This window comes from Natronomonas moolapensis 8.8.11 (assembly GCF_000591055.1).
Lineage (GTDB): Archaea > Halobacteriota > Halobacteria > Halobacteriales > Haloarculaceae > Natronomonas > Natronomonas moolapensis.
In genome coordinates this window covers 1830155-1853112 of record NC_020388.1, presented here as the reverse complement: position 1 = coordinate 1853112, position 22958 = coordinate 1830155, and the positions used below count along the sequence as shown (strand labels likewise).

Below are 22958 nucleotides of genomic sequence, written 5' to 3'. Positions count from 1 at the left end.
GTGTGCCCGGGTCAGATCGGCTCACCGAAGCAGTACATCGCCTCGTGGGCGGTAACCTCGACCTCAAGGAGGTCTCCGACCTCGACGCCGCGCTCGGCCGCGTCAGTGACGATCACCTGTCGGTAGGCCTCGTCGCGGCACTTGATCGAGTCGCCGGTTCCGGGTTCGACGGCGAGTACCTCGTGGGTCTCGCCGACCATCGAAGCGTGGGTCTCGGTGCAGATCTCGCGTTTCAACTCCGACATCGCTTTTGAGCGCTCTTTTTTTATTGTCCCGCCGAGACCCTTCATCTCGGCGGCGTCGGTACCGGGGCGCTTCGAGAACCGGGTGACGTTGATTTTTTCGGGGCGGACGTCGGCCAGAAGCGCCATCGAGCGCTCGAAGTCCGCCTCCGTTTCGGTCGGGAACCCGACAATGAAGTCCGTCGAGAGGGTCCAGTGGTCGAGGCGACCCTCGAAGGTGTCGACGACCTCGCGGAACTTCCCGACGCGGTGTTGGCGGCGCATCGCCTCGAGCACCTCGTCGGAGCCCGACTGAACCGGCGCGTGGATGAAATCATAGAGCTTCCGGTTGTCGGCGAAGACGTCCGCGAGTTCCTCGTGGATGCCGTGGATGCCGCCAGGGTTGGCCATCCCGAGCCGAACGCGGAACTCCCCGTCGATGTCGCAGATCCGATCGAGCAACTCGGGGAGCTTCCGCTCGCCCGTGTCCCAGCCGTAGACGCCGGTGTCCTGGCCGGTGACGCGGATCTCTTTCGCGCCCGCGTGGACCAGCGCCCTCGCCTTTTCGACGTTCGCCTCGATCGTGGGGGAGTCGACCCGTCCGGTCGCGAACTTCGTGATGCAGTACGAACAGTTGCTCATACAGCCGCGGGCGATCGGAAGGATGCCGACGACGCCGTCGAGGATCGGTTCGGCGTCCGGGGTCGTCGTCGGGCACTCCCCGTTCGTGACCGCCGAGGGGACGTCCTCCCAGTGTAGCACCTGGACGTCGAGGTCGGCGAACGCCTCGCCCTGCGCGAGCGCCATACAGCCGGTGACGATCAGGTCGGCCGTCTCGGATTCGAGCTCCTCGGCGCGGCGCAGCATGTTGCGCTCGGTCTTCTCGACGACGGTACAGGTGTTGAGAATGGCCACATCCGCTTCCGCGGTCCCCTCGACGGGGCGGTGGCCCGCGTCCCGGAGAGAGCGCTCGATCCGGCGGCTCTCCCCACGGTTGGAAGTGCAGCCGTACGTCTCGATGTGGTAGGTGGCCATCGGTTACCGTTTTTTATGCGCCGTCGTTCAAAAGGGCGACGTTTCGGGAGGCGCTGTCGGGGCGATCATTCCGCCCCGGGATCGAACGACGCCGTCGCCACCGCCTCGGCGTCGAAGCCCTCGACGATGGCCGCCCCGGCGGACGCGCCGACCCGATCGGCTCCCGCTTCGAACATCGACAGCGCCGCCTCGAAGCCGCCGATCCCGCCGCTTGCTTTCACCGGGAGGTACTCCGACATGATACCGACGTCCTCGGCGGTCGCGCCGGCGGCGGAGAACCCGGTCGCGGTCTCGATGAAGGCTACGCCGGCCTCGGCGGCGATCTCCTTGGCTTCCGGGGCCGCCTGGCCGTGGGGAAACCCACAGACGGTGACGAGCGTCACCGCCGGCGCGTACTCGGCGGCGTCGGGGAGATAATACGGCGGAACGCAGGCGTTCATCCCGTGTTCCGTGGCAGTGTCGGGGGCCGCCTCCACCGCCCCGGGTGTCGTCTCCGGCCCGAGGACGGTGTGATCTATGCGGGCAGCGAACGCGTCACGGTCCATACAGCCACACACGCCGTACCGAAGTAAATCGCCACCGCATCGTTCGGCCACCGGGACGGTAGGGGCGTCAAAAACCAGTGTGACGGCTGGTACGGGGGGCGAAATCACCGAAGTATTTAAATATTGCTCGCCCATACGTTATATACGACAACTGACCGGGTCTTTCTGGGGTAAATCCCTACCTGGCAGCCCCCGCCACGTAGCATGAGCGAACATACACGAACACGGACGACCGAGACCGAGACCGAAGCGGAGACCGACCACGAGGAGACGACCGGCTGCCCGGAGTGCGGCGGCCGACTCGCCGCCGATTCGGAGCACGGCGAGACAGTCTGTCGGGACTGTGGCCTCGTCGTCGAGGAGGACGAGATCGACCGCGGGCCCGAGTGGCGCGCCTTCGACAGCGCCGAGAAGGATCAAAAGTCCCGCGTCGGCGCCCCCACCACCAACATGATGCACGACAAGGGGCTCTCCACCAACATCGACTGGCGCGATCAGGACGCCTACGGGAACTCCCTGGACTCCCGGCAACGCCAGAAGATGCAGCGACTCCGCAAGTGGAACGAGCGCTTCCGCACGCGGGACTCCAAGGAGCGCAACCTCAAACAGGCCCTCGGCGAAATCGACCGCATGGCCTCCGCGCTCGGTCTCCCCGAAAACGTCCGCGAAACCGCCTCCGTCATCTACCGCCGCGCGCTCGACGACAACCTCCTCCCCGGACGCTCCATCGAAGGCGTCTCGACGGCGTCCGTGTACGCCGCCGCCAGACAGGCCGGCGTCCCGCGCAGCCTCGACGAGGTCGCGGGCGTCTCCCGCGTCGAAAAGAGCGAAATCGCCCGCACCTACCGCTACGTCGTCCGCGAACTCGGCCTCGAGGTCGCGCCTGCGGATCCCGAAAGCTACGTGCCGCGCTTCGCCAGCGACCTCGATCTCTCCGAGGAGGCCGAAAACCGCGCGCGCAAGCTGCTCGGCAACGCCAAAGAGCAGGGCGTCCACTCGGGGAAGTCGCCGGTGGGGCTGGCGGCCGCCGCGGTGTACGCCGCCTCGCTGCTCACCAACGAGAAGACGACCCAGGCCGCGGTCTCGGAGGTCGCGGACATCTCCGAGGTCACCATCCGCAACCGCTATCACGAACTGCTCGAAGCCGAACAGGACCTCGCGTTCGCATAGCGGGCGTCGCGTTCGCTCGAGTGGACTCCCGCGAGCGCGTCGCTTTTGTCGACGCCACCCCTCGAATAGACCGTGCGGGAGTTCGCCTTCGAACTCGCGGCGTGTGCCGCCCTCGAAGCCGACAGCGACGGCGTCGTCGCCCGGCAGCTCGGAACCCACACACGGATCGTCGACGTGGTCGAGGTGCTGCCGGGGCCGGAGTTCGAACGCCGGATCGAGATCACCCCCGAGGCGATCCCCGGACCTGCCATCGAGAGCGACGTCGGCGTCGGGCGTGCGCGCCGGCCGCGGGCGGCGATCGACGTCAGCCCGAGGCGTGCGGTCGCGATCGCCGACCGCGCCACCGAGATCGGCTTCTTCGAAACTGAACGTCGCAGCGGCCAGCGGTACGTCCGGCAGGCGAGTCCGTATCCCGACTGGATCGGCGGGTTGCGAGCCATCGAGAACAAACCCGACCTCGACCGTCCCGGCGAGCTCGAACTCCAGTTGCGCAAGGACGTCTCGTTGGCGCTGTTCGACGAGGTGGTCCTCGCCACCGAGTCTTACGTGACCGGCGCGCATCTGAACCGGATTCCCGACCCGGTGGGCGTGTGGCGCCTCGACCCCGAGGCGGGCACGTTCGAGGTCGTCCGGGCGGCCGAGTCGCTGCCGAGCGACGAGCCGGGAACGGCCGTCATCGAGGCGTCCCCGGCCAAAATCGATATCGAACTCGTCGGCGCGGACGAGAAGGCCGCGCTCCGGCGGCGGGTCGCCGAACGCGCCTACGGGAAGGGCTGGCGCCCCGACCAGCTTCCAGGCTGTACAAAAGTGGAGCCACAGGGCCCATCGTTCGGCGGAGACGACGTGTTGCCCTACTGTGCGTGGAAGGGGCGATTCGTCGATCCGGCCCGCGAGTGTGGCCCCGAGTGCGGGGGCCACGCGCCCGCCGACCCGCCGTCGACCGATGCCGACGCCGTCAGGGACGCGCGGACGCCGTGGGCCGCCGACCCGGACGGCGTCGCGAGCGAGCAGGTCGGCCTCGATCGCTTCGGATGCGAGTAACTGCCGCCCAAGATATAACTAATACGCATACAAATATTTATCCGTATACCCGGAAAGTATTTTCAACGATGACAGACGGAACTGCGGGTGCGACGCGCCGGCGGTTGGCCCAGGAGTTGGCCGTCGTTGCGGGGTTCGAGGACCCACACGCACCGCTGGAGCAGTACCACACGCCGCCCGATCTGGCGGCACACATCGTCCACGTCGCCGACCTCAACGGTGACGTCGAGGGGCGGACGGTACTCGACCTCGGCTGCGGGACGGGAATGCTCGCGCTGGGGGCGGCCCTTCGCGGCCCCGAGTTGGTCGTGGGGGTCGACATCGATCCCGCGCCGCTTTCGACGGCGCGGGAGAACGAGCGACGCGTGGGCGCGATGACCGACGTCTCGTGGGTTCGCGGCGACGTAACCGACCTCCCGCTGGTGCCCGGCGGCGACGCGACCGTGCTCATGAATCCGCCGTTCGGCGCACAGTCCGGCAACGAAGGGGCCGATCGGGCGTTCCTGGAGGCCGCGGCGGCGGTCTCGTCGGTCTCGTATTCGGTCCACAATGCGGGCAGCGAGTCGTTCGTCCGGGCGTTCGCCGGCGACAACGGCGGGCAAGTCACTCACGCTTTCGCCGCGGAGTTCGAACTCCCCCGGCAGTTCGAACACCACGACTCCGAGACCCGATCGATCGACACCGAAGTCTACCGGATCGAGTGGGAGTGACCACCGGCGGGGTCATCCGGCCCGCCTGGCGATCCGGACTCGCGTTAGCCCGCGCTCCGCGAACAGGTTCCGGTTTTCCCGAAAGAGCGTGACGCCTCCCGTCGTCACTGTCCCGTTCCCCGGCGGGATGGCTGCCCTCCCGAGCGTCTCGTTGCGGCGGGAGACGGCGACCTCGAAGCCGTCGCCGGCCGGTGCGATCGACAGCCGCCGGCCGTCGACGACGGCGTCGGCCTCGACGGGGTCCGCCCGGAACACGACGGGGCGATCGCTGCTGTTCTCGGCCGCAAGCCCGAGGCGGACGTGATACGTCGCGTTCCCGCCCGCGACGGCCCAGGTCGTCCGCGTCGCCCGGACGTCCTCGCTCCAGGCGAGGCCGCCGACGCGGATCGTCGCGGCACCGGCCGACTCCAAGCGTGCGGCGGAGACCTCCTCCCACCAGATGTTCCGGCGCTCGGAGACGACGATGAGGCCGCTCGATTTGACGCGGTTCTCGGTCCGGTTTTCGCCGCCGGGGACCGGAACCGAGGAGACGAACCGGTTCTCGACGCCCTCAGCGTAGAGGACGGTGTAATCTCCGACCTCGACCGCGTCGGCCTCCCCGACGCCGGCCGTCGGGTCCTCGACCGCGGACAGGTTCAGCGGGACGCCGACGAACGCGACCGCCACGAGCGCGGCGAAGACCACCCCGAACGCCACGTCTCGGCGCGAGAGATCGACACTCGGGAGCAACGCCCGGGTCGTCGCCGACGTCCCGCCCGCCACGATCGCGGCGAGGACGAAGACTGCGGCCATCCCGAGCGCCCTGAATAGCCGGTAGGTCTCGGAGCCTTCCGGGAGGTAGACGGCCCACAGCCCCCGATCGACGGCGAAGGCGAGCGCTGCGAGCCAGACGTGTTCGGGGGTCGGGCGAACGTCCCGGCGGTACAGAAGCGCCGTCCCGGCCACGACACCGAGCAACAGGCCGACGGCGTGGCCCTGTATCGCGATTCCCGCCCACCACGGCCGCGAGAACGTCTCCGCGGCCGACTGTTGGACTTCCGGCACGCGGATCGCGTTGTACAGTTGGGTGACGACCCGCGTCGAGAGGGCGGCAACGACGGTCGCGATCGGGAACCGGACCAGCGCGAACCCGACGAACGCGAAGAGGGCTCCGGAGAACCCGATCACCGGGCCGAGCCCGAACGTCGACGTCGCGACGGCCGCGCCTGCGGCGCCGAGAGTCCACGCCGCGATCCGGACGAAGGGGTTCGATCCGAGCGACGCGAACGACGAGCGCCCGCGGCGGCGGGGAAAGTGACTCCAGGCGTACTCGGCCAGCGACCCGAAGACCAACGTCCCGAGCAGGTTGCTCGTAACGTGGCCCAGACTCGTGTGGGCGAACCCGGAGGTGAGGATCCCGAGCGGATAAAAGTAGCTGTAGGCCCGAAACGGTATCTCGAGGGGATTTCGGGGGTTCGCGAGGCCGTCCTGGACGAACAAATAAAAACAGGCGACGCCCGCGACGGCGACGAGCGTACCCCACGGGAGTCCCATCACGAGTCGTTTTCGGGCGATCGCCCCCCACCGCCCACCGGGCCGACTCACGTACACGAGGGTTGCAAGCGAAACGACGACCCCCGCCACGAGGGCGGAATGCCACATAAGGGCCGACGAATCCATATCGATTCGAGGGGCCGGCCGGACAAATAACCTCCCGGTTCGGGGGGCACAGTCCCCGACGGCGGTCGAGGAAGCCCTCAGAACACCGCAAGCGCGACCGCGAGCGACAGGGCGCTCACGACCGATACCACCCCGAACACGACGAGTGCGGGGGCGAAGCCGGTCCGTCGGATGTCCTCGATTCGGATCTCCGTCCCGAGACCGACGAACGCCAACAAGAACAGCCAATCGACGGCGTTCGCCATCGAAGCGCGTTGCCCGGGCGAGAAGACCCCGGCGCTCGCGAGACCGACGAAGGCAAGAAACCCGAGGACGAACTTCGGAAAGTTCGCCCACAACATCCGAAGAGAGGTCTGGCCGCCGGATCCCCGCCGCGCGTAGTAACTCGCGTAGCCGAGCGCGACGGCGCCGATCAAAACGTTGCGCGCGAGTTTCGTCACCGTCGCCCACTGGCCGGCGACCTCTGAGTGGGCGAATCCGACGGCGACCACCGGCCCGGTCGAGAGCATACTGACTCCGGTCCAGACCCCGAAGGCGATCCCGGAGAGACCGAGCACGGAGCCGACGATCGGATAGACGACGATCGTAACCGCATCGACCAACAGGATAACCGCGGCGGCGTAGGCGATCTGTGTCTCCTTCGCGCGGATCGCACCGCCGACGGCGACGACCGCCGAGACGCCGCAGATCCCGGCCCCGGCGGCGAGCAGTGATCCGAGTCGCTCGGTCAATCCAGCGACGTTCCGAGCGATCGCCTCCACCAGAAGGACAGTGACCGTCACGGCGGTGACCAACAACAACAAAACACTGTTGCCGGTTTCGAGGACGGACCCGAGCGTCAGCGAGCCCCCGAGCAACACGATTCCCGCGGCGAGCCAGACGTCGTGTGTCCCCACTCCGGCACGGACCCGCTCCGGGACGCCGACTGTGTTCGCGAGGGCGACGCCCAATCCGATGGCCAACAGCAGTTCGCTGACACCGGCGAGCGTCGAGAACCGGCGCGCCGCCAACGCGCCGAGACAGAGAACAACGATACCGGGGAGCGTCCGGCCGACCGCGGCGATCATGGGATCTCGGCACCGAAGGTCACGGCGGCGGCTATCGCGAGAGCGACGAGGCTGCCCTGGAGGCTGGCGTCGAGAGCGCACCAGCGACCGATAGCACGTCGGCCTAGGCCGCCGAATCGGTCATCTTCCATGGGATCGTTTGGGCAAGCCGCCGTTGTATATCTGCTGGTATCGTCGCCGAAGAAAGCAAATTTTGCTGATTATCGCCGTCGCCGAGAGTTGACCTCCCCCGAGCAATGAGTTATATATCAGAACGCGAGCAGGGGCCGTATGCGTTGACCGCTCGCTGGCGAGTCGCCCAGGCGGGAGCGAGGCGTCGAGGACGCCCACTGCGATCCACGCTCGCCAGTCGTCGCCGGATCGCCTGTTCGCATTCCGGTAGGGATTTTACCCTCTCGCGGGAACAACTCGTCGTGTCTCGCCTCCGCGTCCCGGCTTTGCTCGTCGGTCTCTCGCTCCTCTGGGGCGTGTCGTTCCCCGCGATTTCGATCGGACTGGGATATCTGCCGCCGCTCCTGTTTGCGGCGTTCCGGTACGACGTCGCAGCGATTCTCCTCTTGGGATACGTCGGCGTGACGACCGACGACCGGGGATGGGTTCCGACCGGCCGGAACAACGTCGCCGCAATCGCTGCCGGTGGCGTCTTCCTCGTCGCCGGAAACGGACTGTTGTTCGTCGGCCAACAGACCGTCCCGAGCGGCATCGCCGCGATCCTGCAGGCGCTCGTCCCGATCGTCACCGCGCTGTGGGCGCTCGTCCTCCTCGACGAACGCCTCTCGGCCGTCGGAACGCTCGGCGTCGTCGTCGGGTTCGTCGGGATCGGGCTGATCGTCCGGCCCGACCCGGGAAATCTGACGGGGAGCGATACCCTCGGCCGACTCCTCGTCGTCGGTCAGGTGGTGAGCGTCTCGCTCGGCGGCGTCCTGATCCAGCGTGCTCGCCCGTCGATGGAGCGGGTCGCGATGACCGGATGGGCGATGCTCGTCGGTGGCGTCGTCCTCCACGTGTTCAGCTTTGCGGGCGGGGAATCGGTGCCGACCGCGCTCGTCGATCCGATCGCCATCGGAGCGGTCGTCTACCTCGGCGTCTTCTCGACCGCCATCGCGTTCGTGATCTACTTCACCGTGTTGAGCGAGCGCGGGGCCTTCGAGGTCAGCCTCGTGACGTATCTGGTCCCGATCGTGGCGACGATCGCCGGGGTGTTCCTGCTCGGCGAGTCCGTCGGCCCTCTGTCAGTGCTCGGCTTCGTGATCGTGTTCGTCGGGTTCGCACTGTTGAAACGGCACGCGATCGCCGACGTGATCGCGGCCGCCGGATAGCGCTCACTTGATCGCGTCGTCCGAGCGGAGGCGATCGATCGTATCGGCGTCGTAGCCAGCCGCCTCGAGTATCGGTACCGTGTGTTCGCCGTGGTCCGGAAGCGCCCGGCCGTCCGCGCGCGGTACGTCGCTCCCTCGGACGGGAAACCCGATTCGTGGCGCGCCGTCGTCCGGCCGCCGGACGTATCCTCTGGCCTCGATCTGAGGGTGTTCGAGCGCCTCTTCGGGGGTGTAGACGCCGCCGAACGCCGTGTCCACGTCCGCCAGAAGCGACACCCACTCGTCGCGGGTCCGTTCGGCGAAGATCGACTCGAGTTCCGCACGGAGGGCCGCCCGAACCGACGGGTCCTCCGACGTGTGCTCGGCGGCCAACTCGGGGCGGTCGACGGCCGCACAGAATGCCTCGAAGAACTTCGGCTCGAGCGCGCCGAACGTGACGTAGTTGCCGTCGCTCGCCTCGTAGACACCGTAACAGGGATATTCGCCGGTGAACGGCGTCTCGCCCGGGCGTGGATCCGATCCCCGGAGCGCATCGGGCGCGACGGTCTGCGAGAAGGCGACGACCGCGTCGGTCATCGACACGTCGAGGTACTCGCCGCCACTGTTGCCGAGCTCGCGGGACAACAGCGCGGAACAGACCGCAAAGGCGGCGAGCAACCCGCCGCCGATGTCGGCGATCTGGTAGCCCGGAAGCCGCGGCGCCTCGTCGACGCTCCGGCGGTTCATATCGAGAAGCCCCGAAAGCCCGATACAGTTGAGATCGTGGCTGGGTCGATCGGCGTACGGACCGTTCTGTCCGTACCCCGTAAGCGAGCAATACACCACATCCGGCCGGCGTTCGGAGACCGCGTCGTAGCCGACGCCGAGCCGCTCGGCCACCCCCGGACGGAAGCTCTCGACGACGACGTCAGCGTCTTCGAGCAGGTCGTAAAACGCCGTCTGTCCGCCGTCGCTCTTGAGATCGAGCGCGACGCTGCGCTTACCACGGTTTACCGCGTCGAAGATCGCACCGATCCCCTCGTCGGTCGTGGGCGGCATCTCTCGGGCGTAGTCCCCGCTTTTGGTGTCTTCGACCTTGATCACGTCGGCACCGGCGTCGGCGAGCAACTGCGTCGCGTAGGGGCCCGGAAGCAGCCGGGTGAGATCGAGGACACGGATTCCGTCGAGTCGCATGGATGAGGGTCTTACCGGCCGGGAATAAGCCTACCGTCGCGGCGCGGGTGGTTGGCTATACGTCTGCCCGTCGTGCGAGTTGGTCGGGAACGCGGATTGTAATGGGGCGGAAAATATGCGTCAGAAGATAACTCCGAGTCCTCACGGCGAGGATAAGAGTAACGGCTGTGTGGTGGTTCGAGAGACGTAGTCTCTCGTCATCACGAAAATCAAAGATTTTCGAACGACACAGCCATCGGTACACCTGTTCGACCGCGAGAGCGGGACATTCACCACGAGAGAACAGGTCGTATCGTAGACCGGCAAATATCCCACCTGCGGTACGGGAAGCCTCGCCGTCGTCGGGTGGTTCGAGAGAGCGGAGCTCTCTCGTCATCCCGAACGGCGCTCGCGCCGTTCGAACGACGAAGCCCGACTGCCTGCGGGATCTTCGATCCCGCTCCGTTTACGGCGAGGAGGATGTCACCGCCCCCGCCTCACAACTCCGCGATCGCCGCCTCGATCTCCTCGGTCGGAACGGGGTAGATCCACTCCTCGGTGTCCCAGGCGTGTCGAACGAGGCCCGCGTCGTCGAGAACGAACACGGCCCGTCGGGACGTCTCGATACCGGCCATCCCATCGCGTTCGACCGAGAGGTCGTACGAATCGGCGACGTTGCCGTCGGAATCCGAAAACATCGAAAACGGGCTCTCGAGTCCGCGGAGGAACTCATTGATCGAGTAGGGGCCATCGCGGACGATCCCGTACACCTGTACCCCCTCGAACGTGCCCCATCCGAGCGTGTCGTATCGAGTCCACCAGTTCTGCGCGATGGCCGAAAAGGCGAAGCCGTCGAAGATCAGGACGGTCCCCCGGTCGCCGAGCGCGTCGGAGAGCGCCGTCGGGCGGAACGTTTCGCCATCGCACAACAGCGCCTCGAACGCCGGTGGCGTCTCGCCGACTGCAGGTACCATGTCCACGTGTGCACCCGGCGAGAACTAAATACGTGGGGAGCACCGGGGCGTCACTTGGGTCGAGTAGTCGGGTCGACCGCCGCCCCCGCATCGGTGGTTCCGGGGCGGACGAACGAGAGGTAGAACGGTTTCCCACACCCATCGGCCCCGGGGTCGCGCGCGGATCCGTCGGATCCACAGACGAACCGGACGCCGTCGGCGTCGTCGGCCGCGTAGTCCGCCTCGACGGGGACGTAGTTCCAGCCCTCGAGTGGGTACGGCGTCACGGACTTGTCGGCGAGATATCCCTCGCGCTGCAGTTCGACGACGGTCTCACAGTGCGGGCAGTAGTACGTAACTGGCGTCGCCATGCTGGGGGTACGGCCCGGAGCTGCTTGGTGGTGTTGTTCGGGGCAGTCGCCCCCGGCGGTTTTTTAATCCCCACCGCGTATGTGATCGTATGACTGTCACGCTATACCGCCTCGAGGGCTGCCCGTACTGCGAGCGCGTGGTCGACACACTCGAGGAGTTGAATGTAGCGTTCGACAGCGTCTGGGTCGAGGGGCTCCATTCGAAGCGCACCGAGGTGAAATCGGCCACGGGCCAGCGGCAGGTACCCGTGCTCGTGGCCGACGGGTACGGCGTCTCGATGAGCCAATCGGCACGGATCATCGCGTTTCTCGAGACGACGTACGGCGACGCGGAATCGTCCGATACAGTCGGGGTCTGAGGCCGTTCAGCACCGACGTACGAACAGTCTGAATCAAATCAGTAGCGCCTCACTCGTCGCTTCGGAGGTCCGTAAGGGATGTCTGAACTGCCCGACCCCACCTCATCTCGCTCTACCGCGCTCGGAGCTACTCGCCCCTCGTTCGTCGGGGGTGGGGGTTCCCGTTTCTGTATCGGCGCTTGGATCCGGCGTAGACACAGCGGCTCCGGACACCGCAGGCGACTTCTATTATAACAGTTTGGAGCGTCTCGCCCCTCCCGGACGGACACTCTGCCACGACCGACGGTTCGCGCGTCTCCTCGCGCTTGCACACCCTCGGAGACGCGGTGAACATCGCCTTTCGACCGCAGGGGTGCTAACCGTGGCGGAGAACGTGCCAGCAACTCCTGCGGGCGCTGTACCCTCCCTGCTCGCCCCTCTAGCGCTCGCTGAAAAGGGGGCGTAGCGCCCTCAATTACAGCTAACACCGGCGGCTGGAGTATCGAAACCGCCGACCGGCATCCGGGCGCCGGAAGAGTTTTTATATCGGCTCGACTAGCCCGGATGTGAATCTGTTCCGTGCCGCACGCGCCGTCGCTGGCTCCGACGGCGACAGTCCGGTCGATTGGACCGCCGTCGGCACCGCGGCCCGCGCCGGGACCGCCCCGGGAGAGTTGTCGCTGTCCGCGGCCGACCGAGCGGGGTACGCCGACGACGTCGCCGACGCGCGATCGAGGATCCGAACCGCTTCGGGTATCGACTTCGAGCTGCCGGGCAGCGTCGAGGTGCAGAACCGCCACCACTGGATCGACGCGAACGTCGCGACGTTCCGGCGGCTCCTCGCACCGCTGGAGAGCGGTGCGATGGTCGTCCCCTCGATCGCACGCGCGGCGAACACGGGGACAATGGCGCTCACGCTCGGCTTCCTCGCGAGCAACGTCCTCGGGCAGTACGATCCGACCTTGCTCGGCGACGACGACCACCGTCTGTACTTCGTCCACCCGAACGTCGTCGGGGTCGCCGACGCCCTCGAAGCCGACCGGGACCGCTTTCGGCGCTGGATCGCGTTCCACGAGGTCGCCCACGCCGCGGAGTTCGACGCCGCGCCGTGGCTCGCGTCGCATCTCGAATCGAAGATGGAGACCGCCGTCTCCGAACTCACGGCGGGGCACCTCGATCGGGCGGCTCTCGGCGACCTCGACACGACGATGACCGCCGTCGAGGGGTACGCCGAACTCGTCATGGACCGGGCCTTCGACGAGGAGTACGCCGACCTTCGCGAGAAACTCGACGCGAGACGTCGCGAGGCCGGCCCGATATCGGCACTCGTCCGACGGCTGCTCGGGTTCGGGCGGAAGCGCCGCCAGTACGAGCGCGGCAAGGCCTTCTTCGACGCCGTCGCGGACGAGCGCGGCGTCGCGGGTGCGGGTGCCGTCTGGGAGCGTCCGGAGAACCTACCGACCGACGCCGAGTTGGACGACCCCTCGGCGTGGCTCCGTCGGGTCGCGTAACCGCGCGGTCCGAGGCTCCGCGCCGAAATAATAAATACCGCCGACGCGTGGGTTCGCGTTGGGTATGGACACCTCCAGCATGGTCGTCGCTCTTGGGGTCCTCGTGCTCCTCGTCCACGCCGCGTTTGCGGTGTATCTCTACCGATCGCTGTCCGGTTCGACGGCGGAGCGCGCCGGGAGCGCGCCGGGAGAAGACCCTCCGGTGGAGCCGTCCGGACTGCCACCCGAGGACCGCGCCAGGTCGTCCGGCGTCGCGGACTTGCCGGAACGCCCGGACGACGCCGGACCGTCGCCGGACGGGACAGTCCAGTGTTCGATCTGTGGCACGCCGAACGACCCACAGTTCCAGTTCTGTCGTCGGTGCGTCTCGGAGCTGTCCGGAAGCGGGCCGCCGCAGGGCGACCGCGAGGTCACCGGCGGTTGAGTCAGCCCGCCGATCACCGATCCTCGCGCCCCCGCGCCGCCGGGGCGATCGAATCCGCGTCCGGAAACAGATACCACACCAGCGCGCCCCCGATGAACAGCCCCGAAAGCACTGATCCGGCGATCAGCCCTATCGTGGCCCCGCCCTGTACGGAGATGAGCCCCGCCGAGAGCCCCACGAGCAGGACCGTCCCGAGTTTCACCCACCGGAGCGTCCGGACGCGGTCGGCACTCGAGACGGGATCGACCACTACCGGGTCCCTCCGGGAGTCGAGACGTGCATCCCCACGAACCGCCAGGGGGTCCCGGCGGCGCCCGCCGACTCGGCGTCCGGTCGGCGCTCGAGCGTCCCGCTCCACCGGGTGTCGAACTCGTATCGTGTATCGGTCCCGAGGTCGCTCCAGGCCATCCCGACCTCGTCGGAGAACCACGCGTGGGCGTCGCGTTCGGTGACACGGAGCCGATCGCTGTCGACGACCCACTCGTCGGTGGTTTCGGTCTGCTCGGCGAGTCCGGCCTCGATCTCCTCGAAGCCGCGGAGCCGTTCGCCGATCCCGAACTTCACTGGCGTCGCCCCGCGGGCGAAAAACGGGGCGAGCGCGTCGCCGGCCCGGAGGGCGTCGTAGTAGGCCCTGACGGTTGCTTCGGCGTCCATACTGCGGCTTCGGCGGGCTAGGCCTTACTCCTGTGGATATCCGACACTGACCCCGCCTCTACGACGTCGACGGACGTCGCGAGTCCGCCCCCGCTTACGCTGCCCACTCGAGCATCCGGGCGTAGAACGGATCGCTCGTAAGCGTCGCCCGGTCGCCGACGAGGACGAGCGACCGTTTCGCCCGCGTCAGCGCGACGTTGACCCGGCGGTGATCCTCGAAGATGGGACTCGACAGGTCGCCGGTCGCAGTAAAGGAGATGACGACGACCTCCTTTGCGGAGCCCTGGAACCGATCCACCGTGTCGACGGCGACTCCCGAGAGCCGGCGAGAGATCTCCGCGACCTGCGCCCGGAACGGCGCGATGACGCCGATGTCGTCCGGATCGACGCCCGCATCGAGGAACGAGCGGACGATCCCGGCCACGCGGTCGGCCTCCGCCGGATTTGTGTTTCCTCTCGCGTCGCCGCCGGGATCGACGAAGGAGACACCGCCGGACAGCGCCGGCGGGAGGGCATCGGCGTCGACGCCCCCGAGATCGGCGAGCCGCCGGGCGGCAACCTCCGCGGTTGCCGGGCGGAGCTGCCCGTCGTAGAACGCCTCGCTCGGAAAGTACTGGATGCGCTGGCTCATCCGGTATTGCCGATCCAGCATGACCGCGGCGTCGGGGTGCTCGTCGATGAGCCGCTCGAAGAGCGAAATCTGGAGGTCGTTTTCGGCCCGAACCACCGGCGGAAGCTGTCGGTGGTCGCCGACGAGGACGAACCGGTCCGCGAGCGTCGCCGGCAGGAACGTCCCGGGTTCGGTGAGCTGGCCGGCCTCGTCGACGACCGCGACGTCGAAAGACTGCGATTTGAGAGCGCGCGAACCACACGCCGCGGTCGTGGCGGCGACCACGTCGGCCGACGACAGCGCCGCCGCCCGCTCCTCGGGGTCGCCGCGCCGCTCGAGCCGGTACTCCTGCATGTCCTCGCGGACGCCCGTCTCCGATCCCCACCGCAACACGTCGTTAAAATCCTGGGACTCGAGTGCTTCGATCGCGTTGTCGACGGCGCGGTTGGTAAACGCCGAGAGCAACACCCGCTCGCCGCGCTCGACGAGCGCCCGGACCGCGTGCGCGAGGGTGTAGGTCTTGCCCGTCCCGGGCGGGCCGTGAATCAACGCGAAGTCGTCGGCCCGCAGCGCGGCGTTCACCGCGTCGTCTTGGGCGCCGTTATTGTCGATGACCGTTCGGCGCTCTCCCGAGAACGTCGGCTCGCGCCGGCCGAAGAGGACGTCCTTGCGGTCGGGATCGCCCTGCAGGACCGCGTCGTGGAGGGCGGTCAACTGGCGGTCGACGCCGATCTCGGAGGGGTACTGATCGAGGCGTCGCAACTCGATCGGCTCGTCGGCGACGACGACGACCTCCTCGCCGAGGTCGGTGATCGTCGCGAGTTCGGCAGTCCCCCGTGTCGGGTGGCCGTCGCTCGCGAGCACGCGGTCGCCCTCCCGGAGCTTCGAGACGGCGTCGCTCGTCCGCCGGGCGCGAAGCTCCCACCGGCCCCCGGAGACGGGCTCGCGTCCGGTGGGTTCGAGGCCGATCAGCGCGCGGTCGTCGTCGGCGCGCTCCTGGGCCGATTGCTCCCAGAGCTTCCGGTACTCGGCGTGGACTGCCCGGCGCTCGTCCTCGATCGCCCGGTAGAACCGCTCGAAGTACGCCCGTTCCGCCCCGGGGAGCGGCTCCCCCAACTGCCCGGCCTTCGACTCCTGTTCGAGCCGCCCGGCAACGGCCATGCACGGGTCCCGCTCGAAGCAGTATTCACACTTCGCACCGGACTCGAACCCGGTGGGGACGGAGCGGTCGTACTCCGCGGCGGCGATCTCGTTTCGCACCCGCAGGACGTACTTCAAAAACCCGGGACCGATCGAGAACTCCTTGGCGGGGGAGAGATCGCCGGAGGCGTCGGCCCGATCCAACGCGGTGTTCTTCGTGTAGAGAAGCGTCCCCGTATCGGGTGCGTCCTCGATATCGTCGGCCAAAAGCAGGGCATAACAGGTCGCCTGCACCTTGTCCTGAAACCGCGGATCGCGATCGAGGTTCTTGCCGGTCTTCAACTCGACTGGGGTCCCGCGACGAACCGCGTCCGCTCGACCCTTGATTCCGAAGCGCTCGGAGAGCAGCGTCTGCTCGGAGCGCCAGGAGTCCTCACCGAAGCGACCCTGCTGGAGCCACCCTTCGATCGCGGCCGCGTTCTGTCTGACGTCGTCCGCAACGCCGTCGGCCGTCTCCCCGAGCAACCCGGCTTCGAGGGCGGCCGTCGCGACGCGCTCGTCGATGCTGTCGTCTATGTCCCGCCCCCGGAGCAGGTCGCCGAACACGTCGTGGACGACGGTCCCTTTGACGACGGGGTACTTCAGCGGGAGGCCGGTGATCTTGTTCAGATAGTAGATCCGGGGACACTGCACCCACCCGCGGATATCGGTTACGTCCACCAGGAAGTCCGGCTCGACGACGACCGCCGAGGATCCGGTCGTCGCGTACGACGTCTCGCCGTCGAACTCCCGCGCTTCGGCGTCCGTGACGAGCAGCTCCATCCCCGGCTCGAGGTCGCTCGCGGTCTCGGTCCACTTGCCCCACAGCGTCACGTCGACGGGCGCGTCGGCCCCGCGCTCGGGACGGATCGTCACCTCGAGGAGGTCACCGGTGCCGTGGCTCGTCTCGACCGTTCGAGGCTCGCCCACCTCGAGAACCGGGCCGCGCACGTTCACATCGAACCCTGCGCCCGCGAGTGAAAAACGCTGTCGGTCGGGGGGTCGACGCGTCCGAGCGCGGTCGAGTCGGCGGAGCCGATAGGTTCTTTTCCGTCTCGGCCGGACCCGAAGGTATGCGTGTCCGCGACTGGCAGGAGATCCTCGAAGACGTCGTTGAATCGGACGCCGACGCGGGCGGGTGGCGAGCCGTCGCCGGGGACCGCCGCGGCGGCGTCGGCGAGGATATGTTCGTCGGTCACCCTTCCATCGGCGTCTTCCAGCTGAAGACGTTCGCGAAGAACCCCTACGAGGTCCGCGGCGTCGGCTCGCGGGTCGCTCGACGGATCGACGACGAACTCGACCCGCTGTTTCCGGAGCGCGACGACGGAGGTCGGTTCGGAGTCAACCACGGCGTCGAGGACGCCGACGAGGCGACGGAACGCGCGAAACGGCTCGAGGCGGTCCTCGAGACACACGCCGACGCCCCGACGACGGGTGATGCGCTGTTCGAAGACGTGATGGACGCCCTCGACAGCCCGGCGTTCGGCCCGATGGAGTACGACATGTACGACCGCCCCGAGAGGCTCGACGAACTCTCGGAGACGTTCGAGGAGGCCGAAGCGCTTCTGTCCTCGGAACTCGACGACCTCATCGACGAGGACGTCGGACGCGGGTTTCACTGACCTCTCGGTGCGTTCGCGCCCGGCGCGTTCCCATGCGTCGTCACAGATACGCCCGGAGAACGGTCCCGAACCCGGCGGCACCGACCGCAAACGTGACGATGCCGCCAATACCCGTCAGCGTGAGTCCGCCGTTTATCGCCGCGCCGACGAGGAGCGGCGTCGTCCAGCCGTCGGCGTGACTCACGAGGCGGTCCCCGATCGCGAGGAACGCGATCGACGCGCCGACGGCCCAGAGGACGTACGCGACCCCCGCGAGTAGAATCGCGATCGGAATGCCGATCAGCGTGACGACAAACACGACGATCGCGACGAACAGCGCGATCAGCGCGGCCACGCCGTATATAAACGAGCCGATCGGCTCGTCGAGCACCTCGGTCATTCGCTTGCGGGTGTAGTCGGGGACGGCGGCGATCAGTATCGCGCCGACGATGAGCGTCGTCAGGAACGCCCCGACGGCGCTGCCGAGGAGCGACGTGACCCCGCCCGGGCGGGGGCCCGGGAAGGCTCCGGGGTTCGGTCCCATTCCGGCCGGGAGGGTCGGATCGACGGCGAGGGCGGCGTCGAGTGCGGGGAGTGGTTCGAGCACATTCCGAATGGCCCCGGACTGATATATAAATGTACGGGCGGGGGGTCGCTATCGTCGCTCGCGGGACCCATCTGTAAAAAAGCGGTCGGCGGGCGAGGCGTCAAGTCCGTCCAGGCCGTCGGCGGCGACCGGGACGGGGCCGACCCGCTGGTCGGCCCGGCGCGCCTACTCCGTCTCGGCGCTCGTGTATCGTCTGTAGCTCATCGCCGATCCGTCGACGATGACCGTGTCGGTTCCGTGTTGGCACTCCCGTGGCGGGTTCTCGCCGAGCGCTTCCACGTCGATGTCGCCGTACTCGTATGGTGTGTTGGTCTCTACCATACCGTCACTTCAGCGCTCATCGTATATAAACCCTCGTCAGACGGTACCGTAGCTCACTCGTCGAGTCTGACCTCGACGCCGCGCTCCGCGAGGTCCGTAGCGAACGCCTCGGCGTCGACATCGGTCGCGTCGTCGGCGCCGTATCGGATCGGCACGACGAGGTCGGGTTCCAGCGCCGCCGCGAGGTCGGCGGCCCCGTGGCGGTCCATCGTATACGTCCCCCCGATCGGCGGACAGAAGACGTCGACGGAGAGGTGTTCGTGGCCCCCGAGGACGTCCGTGTCGCCGGGGCAGTACACCGAAACACCCGCCAGCGTGACGTGAAACCCACAGCCGCGGCCCTTCGGATGGTACGGCTCGCCGTTCGCCCCGACGTGTGGCCCCTCGGGGTCGTTGTACGCCGCGGTCGTGCGGACGATCGCGTCCCCGACCGCGATGTCGGCTTCCGCGTCGACGGTGCGAACCTCGTATGGGAGATCGACGAAGCGCTCGACGTCGCGGTCGATCCGGCGGGTGTCGATGCCCTCGAAGGCGACCACCGCGGCGTCGGATCGAGCGGCGGCTCCGATCCCGTCGGGGTCGTAGTGGTGGCCGTGGGTCACGCAGACGACGTCGCCGTCGCGTCGGTCCGGAACGCCATCGGTTCGATCGCCTTCGTTCGGGGCGCCGCTGCGGCCCGGATCGACGTACACGACCGTGTCGTCGGCCGCGATCCGAACCGTCGCATGGCCGAGCCACGAGAGCGCTATCCCGTCGTATTTGATCATAGATCCCGTACGGGGCGAGCCGACACAAACCCGACGGTCACCGAGCGAGCCGCTCGACCCGTTCGAGGCTGTCGGCGTCCTCCGGGGATTTGTCCTCGCGGACGGCGACGAACCGCGGGAACCGAAGCGCGTACCCGGACCCGTACGTCGGCGAGCGCTGGATCTCCTCGTAGCCGACCTCGAAGACGACCGCGGGATCGATTTCGACGTCGGTGCCCGACTCCGACCGGACGTGGGAGACGAGCCGCTCGTGGAGGCGTTCGAGTTCCTCGTCTGTGATCCCGGTCGCCACCTTGCCGATGGGCTCGAACGCCTCGCCGTCGCGGATCGAGAGCAGGAACGTCCCGAAGTGGTTCGCCCGCCGCCCCTCCCCCCACTCGGCCCCCGTCACGACCAGATCGAGCGTCTCCACGTCGGGCTTTCGCTTCAGCCAGTTTCGCCCCCTGTCGCCGGGCGTGTACGCCGACTCGGGGTTCTTCAGCATGATCCCCTCGTGGCCGGCCGCGAGCGCAGCCTCCTCGCGGGCCGCGATCTCCTCGACGGATTCGGCGATCCGGACGTCGGCGACGCCGCCGGGGTCGGCGTCGTCCCCCCCCAGAAGCGCCGACAGCCGCTCACGTCGTTCGAGGAGCGGCGCATCGAGGAGGTCGTCGCCGTCCGCGTGCAGACAGTCGAAGGCGTAGAACTCCACCGGAACCGCCTCCCTGGCGGCCGCGACGTCGTGTTTCCGCCGGAACCGACGAAGCACGTCCTGGAACGGCCGCGGGGAGCCGTCCTCGTCGACGGCGACGACCTCGCCGTCGAGGATCGCCGGCCGATCGAGCGCCGCAGCGACGGTCTCGACGACCTCGGGCAGCGCGTCGGTTACCTCCTCGAGGTTTCTGGAGAACAGCCGCGTCTCCACGCCGTCGTAGTGGAGTTGCACCCGCGCTCCGTCGAACTTCGGTTCGACCGCGACGCTCCCCCACGCCTCGATCGCGTCGACGGCGCTCCCGGCCTGTGCCAACATCGCCTCGACCGGCCGGCCGACGGCCAGGCGGACGTCCCCGAGTCCGGGTTCGCCCTCGGATCGGGCTGTCTCGGCGACGAGTCCGGCGTCGTTGGAGACCTGCATCGCACGCTCGACCGCCTCCGACGGGACATCGAAGGCGGCTGCGGTCGCGTCCCGGACCGCTCCCTCGCCGACGCCGATCCGCATATTCCCCAACACGAGGCGGGCGAGAAATCGCGCCTCGGTCGGCCCGGCGCGATTGAACAGCCCGAACAGCGTTTCGACCTTCGTGTCGGTGCTCCCGACGCCCTCGGCGCCGGCGAGCGCCCGGAGCTCGGCGTCGACGCCGGCGACGGTGAGGCCGTCGTCGCCGTCCCCGAACGACGCCAGTCCCCGCTGGCCGCCCAGATCCAACTCCTCTGCGACCGCGCCGATCTCGCCGATCTCGGCCAACTTGGCTTCGACGTCGGCGGCGGCGACGTTCGGGCGTGCTGCCCTCGCGAGCGCCTCATAACAGAGCGCCGGCCCGATGTCGAGGGTCGTCGGCTCGTGGGCCGGAAACACCCGTCCCCGGACGAACCGCGTCACGACGGCGAGGTCCTCGCCGGCGTCGGCGAACAGCTCGGCGACGAACCCGACGGTGTCGGTGTCCGCTGATACCGACTCGACCGCCGCCGCACGGGTGGCGAACTCGGCAAACTCCATAGGCACGGCTGTCAGGTACTGGTCGGCCGCGATTAAAAGATCCGAAGTCGTCGGTGCGACCGCCGTCGCCTGTCAGCGACCCTATAAGACGTCGTCGAAGTCGTTGTGACCGTTGATTTCGACGCCCTCGTCGGTGATCGTCGCGAGGTAGACGCCGTTGCCGGAGCCGGTGTCGCGCTCGACGGCGGCCTTGATTGCGGAGGCGGCGACGCGCTTGGCTTCGTCGTTCGTCATGTCGTCCTCGTAGCCCTCTTCGAGGGTCCCGTGGGCGACCATGAGGCCCGACCCGGTGACCGTGTAATCGTCGGCCATCACGCCGCCGGCGGGGTCGATCGAGTAGACGTGGTGGCCCTCCTCGTCGACGCCACCCAGGATCGGGTTGATCGCGAAGAACGGCCCGCCGCGGGCGAAGTTTCCGGCCAGCGTCGCGAGAGCGCTGATCGAGATGTCCTCGCCGCGGCGCGTTTCGTAGAGGTCGACCTCGGCCCGGAGCGTCCGGATGAACGATTGGGCGCCGCCGACGCTCCCGACGAGCGTCAACGCGGCCGTGGGGTGGATCTGCTCGACTTTCTGAACGTTCTTGTTGGAGACGAAGCGACCGCCGAGCGAGGCGCGCATATCGGTCGCGATGACGACACCCTCGGCGGTCGTGATCCCGATGGTCGTGGTCCCCGTCTTGTTGACGTTCTCGAGGTCCTCCGCGGAGAGATCGTTCGAGGGGACGTCACCGAGTTCGGGCTCGTACGGCGAGAGCGTGTGATCCTGTCCGGTACGCGGCAAGGAGGAGTCAGGTTGACGCATTACATTATCATACAGCCCGACGCTGATAAAAGCTTCCGGTTACCGACGTTCGGGGTACCAGCTATCGGCCCCGGGAGCCACAGATACCGGCGCCCCGGAGCCGCGTCGTGACCGGACCTCCTCGACCAAGCTTGTCACGTGCGCGCATCGGAGTTCCGGACGGCGCGCTCTACCGGGCGGGGGCTCACACCGCGGGCGGGAACGAACGCACCGGCGGGAAACAATAGGGATATCCGTCAGGCCCCGCTTCGGATCGGTATGAGCAACTATCTCGTCGCGATGGAAGCCGCGTGGCTGGTTCGTGACGTCGAAGCAATCGACGACGCGATCGGCGTCGCGGTCAGCGAGGCCGGACGGCGACTCAACGAGGCCGACATGGACTACGTGGAGGTCGAGGTCGGGTCGACGCCGTGTCCGGCCTGCGGGGAGCCGTTCGATTCGGCGTTCATCGCCGCCGACACGGCGCTCGTCGGGCTGGGGCTCGAAATGAAGGTGTTTAACGCCGACAGCGAACAACACGCCTCGCGGATCGCGAAAAGCGAGATCGGCGGTGCGTTGCGGGACGTCCCGCTTTCCGTCATCGATACGTTCGAGACCGGAGACGGAGACGAGGACTGATACTGCCGGCGTGACGTCGCCCCCGCGGAGTGTTTTAGGAGACGTGCGCCGCGACGTCCGCTTCCGTGATGATTCCACGCAACTGGCCGTCGTCGACGACCATCACCGCACCCTGGTGGTTCAGGTGGGCGTTGACCTCGTCCAGCGTCGCGTCGGGTTCGACGGTCGTGATCGATTCCCGCATCGCCTCGGCGACCGGCAACTCGCCCGCATTGTCGGGGTCGAGCTGTCGGATGTCGGAGTTGGAGATGATGCCCTGTGGCCGCCCGTCGCGGACGACCGGCAGCTGTGAGTACCCCTCCTTGACCATCACGTCGATGGCCTCCCGGACGCTATCGTCGGGCGCCACGTCGACGACGCCCTCGTGCATGATGTCGCCGGCGTGCATCACCGCGCTCTCGGCCTCGTCGAGGGCGGTAACGATGCGCCGAAGCGTCGAGAGCCGCGGGTCGACGTCCCCGCCTTCGATGCGCGCGATCAGCGGCTGGGAGACGTCGGCCCGGTCGGCGAGTTCACTTTGGGTCAGATCCAGGTCCGTCCGGCGGTCCTTGAGATCGGCCGGCGTGGGCAGGTCCATGCTCGTCCGTT

24 protein-coding genes and 2 pseudogenes are annotated in these 22958 nt (G+C 67.8%); 10 read left to right on the top strand and 16 right to left on the bottom strand.

What is annotated here, in order from left to right; all coding sequences use genetic code 11:
* Positions 1-11: 11 nt before the first annotated feature.
* Together NMLP_RS08980 and NMLP_RS08975 are read right to left on the bottom strand one after the other, a co-directional pair.
* Entirely contained in the window at positions 12-1256 is a 1245-nt protein-coding gene (locus NMLP_RS08980; RefSeq protein ID WP_015409802.1) for a tRNA (N(6)-L-threonylcarbamoyladenosine(37)-C(2))-methylthiotransferase, read from the bottom strand.
* A 65-nt stretch (positions 1257-1321) separates the two neighbouring features.
* Positions 1322-1801, bottom strand: coding sequence for a deoxyribose-phosphate aldolase (locus tag NMLP_RS08975; protein ID WP_015409801.1), 480 nt, complete (start codon positions 1799-1801; stop codon positions 1322-1324).
* Positions 1802-2005: 204 nt separating this feature from the next.
* Between NMLP_RS08975 and NMLP_RS08970 the strand changes: the two genes are divergently transcribed.
* From NMLP_RS08970 to NMLP_RS08960, 3 genes are all read left to right on the top strand, one after another.
* Positions 2006-2971, top strand: a complete 966-nt coding sequence (locus NMLP_RS08970) for a transcription initiation factor IIB (RefSeq protein WP_015409800.1) — start codon at positions 2006-2008, stop codon at positions 2969-2971.
* A gap of 72 nt (positions 2972-3043) precedes the next feature.
* Entirely contained in the window at positions 3044-4012 is a 969-nt protein-coding gene (locus NMLP_RS08965; RefSeq protein ID WP_015409799.1) for a DUF5787 family protein, read from the top strand.
* A 68-nt stretch (positions 4013-4080) separates the two neighbouring features.
* A complete protein-coding gene (locus NMLP_RS08960) occupies positions 4081-4722 on the top strand; it encodes an METTL5 family protein (protein WP_015409798.1) in 642 nt (213 codons plus the stop codon).
* A 12-nt stretch (positions 4723-4734) separates the two neighbouring features.
* On the opposite strand, the gene NMLP_RS08955 is transcribed toward NMLP_RS08960, so the two are convergent.
* Both NMLP_RS08955 and NMLP_RS08950 read right to left on the bottom strand, forming a co-directional pair.
* Entirely contained in the window at positions 4735-6381 is a 1647-nt protein-coding gene (locus tag NMLP_RS08955) for a rhomboid family intramembrane serine protease (RefSeq protein ID WP_015409797.1), read from the bottom strand.
* Positions 6382-6458: 77 nt separating this feature from the next.
* Positions 6459-7448, bottom strand: coding sequence for a YeiH family protein (locus NMLP_RS08950; protein WP_015409796.1), 990 nt, complete (start codon positions 7446-7448; stop codon positions 6459-6461).
* A gap of 413 nt (positions 7449-7861) precedes the next feature.
* On the opposite strand from NMLP_RS08950, the gene NMLP_RS08945 reads away from it, so the two are divergent.
* A complete protein-coding gene (locus NMLP_RS08945; protein ID WP_015409795.1) occupies positions 7862-8767 on the top strand; it encodes a DMT family transporter in 906 nt (301 codons plus the stop codon).
* A 3-nt stretch (positions 8768-8770) separates the two neighbouring features.
* Here NMLP_RS08945 and NMLP_RS08940 read toward each other — a convergent pair whose 3' ends face one another.
* Positions 8771-9940 carry a CaiB/BaiF CoA transferase family protein gene (locus tag NMLP_RS08940; protein ID WP_015409794.1) on the bottom strand — a complete coding sequence of 390 codons (1170 nt, stop codon included), beginning with the start codon at positions 9938-9940 and terminating at the stop codon, positions 8771-8773.
* A gap of 55 nt (positions 9941-9995) precedes the next feature.
* On the opposite strand from NMLP_RS08940, the pseudogene NMLP_RS15890 reads away from it, so the two are divergent.
* Positions 9996-10238, top strand: a pseudogene (locus tag NMLP_RS15890) (hypothetical protein); the annotation flags it as partial.
* A 178-nt stretch (positions 10239-10416) separates the two neighbouring features.
* On the opposite strand, the gene NMLP_RS08935 reads toward NMLP_RS15890, so the two are convergent.
* On the bottom strand, positions 10417-10893 hold the full coding sequence (locus NMLP_RS08935; RefSeq protein ID WP_015409793.1) for a redoxin domain-containing protein: 477 nt from the start codon (positions 10891-10893) through the stop codon (positions 10417-10419).
* Positions 10894-10961: 68 nt separating this feature from the next.
* A pseudogene (locus NMLP_RS08930) lies at positions 10962-11243 on the bottom strand (hypothetical protein); the annotation flags it as partial.
* Positions 11244-11332: 89 nt separating this feature from the next.
* Here NMLP_RS08930 and NMLP_RS08925 point away from each other — a divergent pair.
* From NMLP_RS08925 to NMLP_RS08915, 3 genes are all read left to right on the top strand, one after another.
* On the top strand, positions 11333-11602 hold the full coding sequence (locus NMLP_RS08925; protein ID WP_015409791.1) for a glutaredoxin family protein: 270 nt from the start codon (positions 11333-11335) through the stop codon (positions 11600-11602).
* Positions 11603-12147: 545 nt separating this feature from the next.
* Positions 12148-13092: a zinc-dependent metalloprotease gene (locus NMLP_RS08920; protein ID WP_015409790.1), complete on the top strand. Its 945-nt coding sequence runs from the start codon at positions 12148-12150 to the stop codon at positions 13090-13092.
* Positions 13093-13156: 64 nt separating this feature from the next.
* Positions 13157-13516 carry a DUF7577 domain-containing protein gene (locus NMLP_RS08915; protein WP_015409789.1) on the top strand — a complete coding sequence of 120 codons (360 nt, stop codon included), beginning with the start codon at positions 13157-13159 and terminating at the stop codon, positions 13514-13516.
* 13 nt (positions 13517-13529) lie between these two features.
* Here NMLP_RS08915 and NMLP_RS08910 read toward each other — a convergent pair whose 3' ends face one another.
* The 3 genes from NMLP_RS08910 to NMLP_RS08900 form a co-directional block, all read right to left on the bottom strand.
* The gene (locus NMLP_RS08910) at positions 13530-13766 is read right to left on the bottom strand and encodes a hypothetical protein (protein ID WP_015409788.1); all 237 of its coding nucleotides are present in this window, start codon (positions 13764-13766) and stop codon (positions 13530-13532) included.
* Complete coding sequence (locus NMLP_RS08905; protein ID WP_015409787.1) at positions 13766-14170, bottom strand: nuclear transport factor 2 family protein; 405 nt, start codon at positions 14168-14170, stop codon at positions 13766-13768. Before NMLP_RS08905 ends, NMLP_RS08910 begins: the two co-directional genes overlap by 1 nt.
* A gap of 94 nt (positions 14171-14264) precedes the next feature.
* The gene (locus NMLP_RS08900; RefSeq protein WP_015409786.1) at positions 14265-16916 is read right to left on the bottom strand and encodes an AAA domain-containing protein; all 2652 of its coding nucleotides are present in this window, start codon (positions 16914-16916) and stop codon (positions 14265-14267) included.
* A gap of 116 nt (positions 16917-17032) precedes the next feature.
* Here NMLP_RS08900 and NMLP_RS08895 point away from each other — a divergent pair, with 116 nt between their 5' ends.
* Positions 17033-17581 carry a hypothetical protein gene (locus tag NMLP_RS08895; RefSeq protein WP_015409785.1) on the top strand — a complete coding sequence of 183 codons (549 nt, stop codon included), beginning with the start codon at positions 17033-17035 and terminating at the stop codon, positions 17579-17581.
* Positions 17582-17621: 40 nt separating this feature from the next.
* On the opposite strand, the gene NMLP_RS08890 is transcribed toward NMLP_RS08895, so the two are convergent.
* The 5 genes from NMLP_RS08890 to psmB form a co-directional block, all read right to left on the bottom strand.
* A complete protein-coding gene (locus tag NMLP_RS08890; protein WP_015409784.1) occupies positions 17622-18167 on the bottom strand; it encodes a hypothetical protein in 546 nt (181 codons plus the stop codon).
* A 165-nt stretch (positions 18168-18332) separates the two neighbouring features.
* Positions 18333-18488, bottom strand: coding sequence for a hypothetical protein (locus NMLP_RS15445; RefSeq protein WP_015409783.1), 156 nt, complete (start codon positions 18486-18488; stop codon positions 18333-18335).
* 53 nt (positions 18489-18541) lie between these two features.
* Positions 18542-19255, bottom strand: coding sequence for an MBL fold metallo-hydrolase (locus NMLP_RS08885; protein ID WP_015409782.1), 714 nt, complete (start codon positions 19253-19255; stop codon positions 18542-18544).
* A 37-nt stretch (positions 19256-19292) separates the two neighbouring features.
* Positions 19293-20951, bottom strand: coding sequence for an ATP-dependent DNA ligase LigA (ligA, locus tag NMLP_RS08880; RefSeq protein ID WP_015409781.1), 1659 nt, complete (start codon positions 20949-20951; stop codon positions 19293-19295).
* Between the two features lie 81 nt (positions 20952-21032).
* Entirely contained in the window at positions 21033-21752 is a 720-nt protein-coding gene (gene psmB / locus NMLP_RS08875; RefSeq protein ID WP_015409780.1) for an archaeal proteasome endopeptidase complex subunit beta, read from the bottom strand.
* Positions 21753-22010: 258 nt separating this feature from the next.
* Between psmB and NMLP_RS08870 the strand changes: the two genes are divergently transcribed.
* A complete protein-coding gene (locus tag NMLP_RS08870) occupies positions 22011-22370 on the top strand; it encodes a DUF555 domain-containing protein (protein WP_015409779.1) in 360 nt (119 codons plus the stop codon).
* A 34-nt stretch (positions 22371-22404) separates the two neighbouring features.
* On the opposite strand, the gene NMLP_RS08865 is transcribed toward NMLP_RS08870, so the two are convergent.
* The gene (locus NMLP_RS08865; protein ID WP_015409778.1) at positions 22405-22947 is read right to left on the bottom strand and encodes a CBS domain-containing protein; all 543 of its coding nucleotides are present in this window, start codon (positions 22945-22947) and stop codon (positions 22405-22407) included.
* Positions 22948-22958: the final 11 nt, after the last annotated feature.